The 3574-nt window shown below is 64.1% G+C and carries 3 protein-coding genes; all 3 read right to left on the bottom strand.

Translation table 11 applies throughout. The features are described 5' to 3' along the window. Window positions 1-577 (bottom strand): FadR/GntR family transcriptional regulator (locus tag AC1DY5_RS47255; protein ID WP_478121278.1); only part of this gene is annotated, 577 nt, incomplete at its 3' end. Between the two features lie 127 nt (window positions 578-704). Further along, window positions 705-2225, bottom strand: a complete 1521-nt coding sequence (gene arfA / locus AC1DY5_RS47250; protein ID WP_478121277.1) for an arabinosylfuranosidase ArfA — start codon at window positions 2223-2225, stop codon at window positions 705-707. A gap of 42 nt (window positions 2226-2267) precedes the next feature. Next, window positions 2268-3574 (bottom strand): extracellular solute-binding protein (locus tag AC1DY5_RS47245; RefSeq protein WP_478121276.1); only part of this gene is annotated, 1307 nt, incomplete at its 5' end.

The following is a 3574-nucleotide window of genomic DNA, read 5'->3' as shown; positions in this document are numbered from 1 at the left end:
GGATCGCCTTGTGCCGAGGCAAGGACAAGGCGTGTGTGCCCGGAAGCTGGCTGCTCAGCTTGATGGACTCCCGAAGGGCCAGCGAGAGCATATTCCCGATGTAGGCCAGCAGGTCGTTGCCCGTGGCCTCCGCGATTCGCCGGTGAAAGGCCAAATCGGGCTCCAGGAGTTCCTCCGGAGTCTTGGCGGCCTCCATGCCGCTGTAGGCATCGGCGATGCCCTGAAGTGCATCCGAACTCGCCACCTTGGCTGCCAGCGCGGCGGCGGCTGGCTCGAAGATGCGCCGCACCGTCAACAGCGTCTCGACAAATTCCGGTTGCGGCTTGGTCTGGATCAACCAGTACAACACGTCGGGATCCAGCAAGTGCCAATGGCTGCGAGCGCAGACGATGGCGCCGGCTCGTTGCTTCGAGATCACCAACCCCTTGGCGACCAGCACGCGGGTCGCCTCGCGCAGCACCGGCCGGCTCACGTCATAGGCGGCGCACAGCGACGCCTCCAGGGGCAGTCTTTCCCCGGGCTTGTATTCGCCGGAGACGATCCGCATGCCCAGATCCCGAACGATCTTCGAGTGCATGCTCTTGCGATCCGGCGGTTGCCGATAGCCGGGGTCACGGTGCGACGCTTTCATCTGCGAAAAAGCCCCATYGGAGGTTGCGATCAGCATGGGATTGTCACATCCAGCCCGCCGCACCGGAAGCGCTTCACGATGGCTTGCCGTTCGTCGTCACGATCACGTTCCACGAACCCGGCTTCAGGCGCGCCGTGATCCGCTGGCCGTCGATCTCGACGGCCGCCAGGCGGCTCGGCGAAACCTTGTCGGGCGACTCCTTGGTGTTGGTCGCCTTCATGTCCGAATGATGGAGTTCAAGTGCCTCGACCAGGCGCTGACGGTCACCCAATCCGCGCAGCTCGATGTTGATCTCCTGATCGTCGTTCAGGTGGCGGTTCAGCGCGAAGATCGCCGTCTGGCCCGTGCTGTCGTCGTGCACGACGCTCGCGCACAGGTACGGCACCTCGGGAAAGGTCTTGGCCGCATAGGTCGGCGATTGAATCACCGGCCGCAGCACCCGCCCCCGCGCATAGCGAGCGGCCTGCGCGAACGGATGAAAGATGGTCTGGCGCCAGGCCGGCCCGCCCGGCTCGGTCATGATCGGGCCGATCACGTTCACCAGTTGGGCCATGCACGCGGTCTTGACGCGATCGGCATTGTTCATCATCACGATCAGCGCGCCGCCGACGGCCAGCGCGTCCTCGTGGTTGTAGACCTCCTCGATCAGCCGGGGCGCCTGCGGCCAGCCGGGCTTGCGCCGGTCGTCGAGCGTGCGGGCCTTGTACCAGACGTTCCATTCGTCGAAGGACAGCATGATCCGCTTGTGCGAGTGCTTGCGCGACGCGACGCTGTCGGCCACCGCAACGATCTCCTTGATGAAGAGATCCATCTGGTCGATGTTGCCCAGGAACTCGGCGGTCGAAGCGTGCGGATTCTCGAAGTAGGCGTGCAACGAAATGAAGTCCACGTTATCGAAGCAGTGGTCCAGCACGGTGTCTTCCCACTGGCCGAAGGTCGGCATGTCGTGCTTCGACGATCCGCAGGCGGCCAGCACCACCGTCGGGTCGACCCAGCGCATGACCTTGGCGGTCTCCTGCGCAATTCGGCCGTACTCCTCGGCCGTCTTTGCACCCATCTGCCAAGGGCCGTCAAGTTCGTTGCCGAGACACCAGAACTTGATGTCATGCGGCTTCTCGTAGCCGTGTTCCTTGCGCAGCTCGGACAAGGTGGTTCCTCCCGGGTGGTTGCAGTACTCCAGGAAGTGCCGCGCCTCGTCCGGCCCGCGCGTGCCGAGGTTCACCGCGAACATCGGCTCGACCCCCGCCTCGTGGCACCAGTCCACGAATTCGTTGGTGCCGAACTGGTTGGTCTCGGTCGACAGCCAGGCGAGATCGAGCCGCGTCGGCCGCTTGTCCTTGGGGCCGACGCCGTCTTCCCAGTTGTAGCCCGACAGGAAGTTGCCGCCGGGGTAGCGCACGATGGTCGTGCCCAACTCCCGGGTCAGCGCCATCACGTCCTGGCGGAAGCCGCGCTGGTCGGCATTCGGATGGCCGGGCTCGTAGATGCCGGTGTAGACGCAGCGGCCCATGTGCTCGACGAAGGTGCCGAACACACGGCGGTCGAGTTCGGAGATGACGAAGTCGTTGTCAACGACCAAACGGGTAGAGATCATGTCTGACTTGAAGAAAAAATGACGATGAGTGGGGACGCGGCTTCAGCGCACCGAGTCGAGCAGCTTGTTGACGCGCAACTCGGCAGCGTCCTCGGTCTCCTGGACGGTCTTCTTGCTGAGCTGCATGGTGATCAGTTCTTCGCTGAGCGCCTGCTGCACGGCTGCGGCGCGCGGCACGTTGTGCGCCAGCCCGCGACCGATCGTCGAGATTTCGATGATCTTGTCGCGCATCGGCAGCGTCTCGAACGCGGCGCTGTCGTACACGCGCTTGTTGGCCGGAAGATGGCCCGTGCGCGCCCACTCGAACTCGTTGTCCCAAAGGAACTTCATGAAGGTCAGCGCAGCCTTTCGCATCTTCTCGTCCTTGGCGCCGCCCTTCAGCATGACCCAGGCGTGACCGTCGGCAAAGGTCGCGCGCTTGGCGAACAGTTGCGGGAACGGAATCACCAGATAGCCGCCATGGGCCGGCGAATCGGCCTTTTCGGAAGCCAGCATGTAGTCGTCGATGCGCCAGGTTCCAGTGAGCGCGACCGCGGCGTCACCCTTGAACCACGCCTGGTTGACGGCGCCGGAGTCGATGCCCTGCACCACCAGCCCTTCTCTGTAGAGCGTGCTCATCAGCTCCAGAACGGCCGTCACCTCCGGCGTGTGCATGTTGATGTGGGGCTTGGCACCCGCGGTGAACAGGCTCCCGTTCTGCTGGAACATCATCGAGAAGAAGGTCCAGGTGTTGGTCGGCACGCCGCCAGAGGTCGGCCATGCGAAGTAGGCCTTGCCCGTGGCCTGCTTGTACTTGCGCGCCTGGGCCAGCAGTTCGGCCGGCGACTTGGGCAGCTGCACCGAGCCGTCAGCGTTCACGAGGYCTGCCTTCTTGAGCAGGTTGGTGTTGATATGCCACAGCCACGACCAGGTGTCGAACGGCAGGCCATAGGTCTTGTCGTTCATGGTGACGCCCGCGCGCGCGGTGTCGGTGAAGTCGGCAGGACTGATGCCGACCGACTTGAGCTCGGCATCGATCGGATCGATCAGCTTGCGGTTGACGTAGTCGCCGATCGACGACTGGTGCATGACCGCGATCGTCGGCACGTCGCGCGCCACGATACGCGCCGTCAGCTGGTCGTAGTACGGCCCCCATTCGGCGATCTGAGGCTTGACGACGATGTTGTCCTTGTTGGTCGCGTTGAACTTGTTGACGAGCGTGGTGATGACGCCGCATTCGCCGCGCGCCGACYGGACGTCGGTCGACTTGCCGAAGTCGGCCTCGCAGGCCCCGAAGAATCGTGCGAGCGTGATCTCGGTCTTGTCCTGCGCGTGCACGGCCTGCAGGGCGGCCACCGCGAATGAAAGGG

Source organism: Variovorax sp. P4_D9, assembly GCF_056401695.1.
Note: the sequence above shows the minus strand (reverse complement) of the source record. Positions and strands in the feature narration are given on the sequence as shown.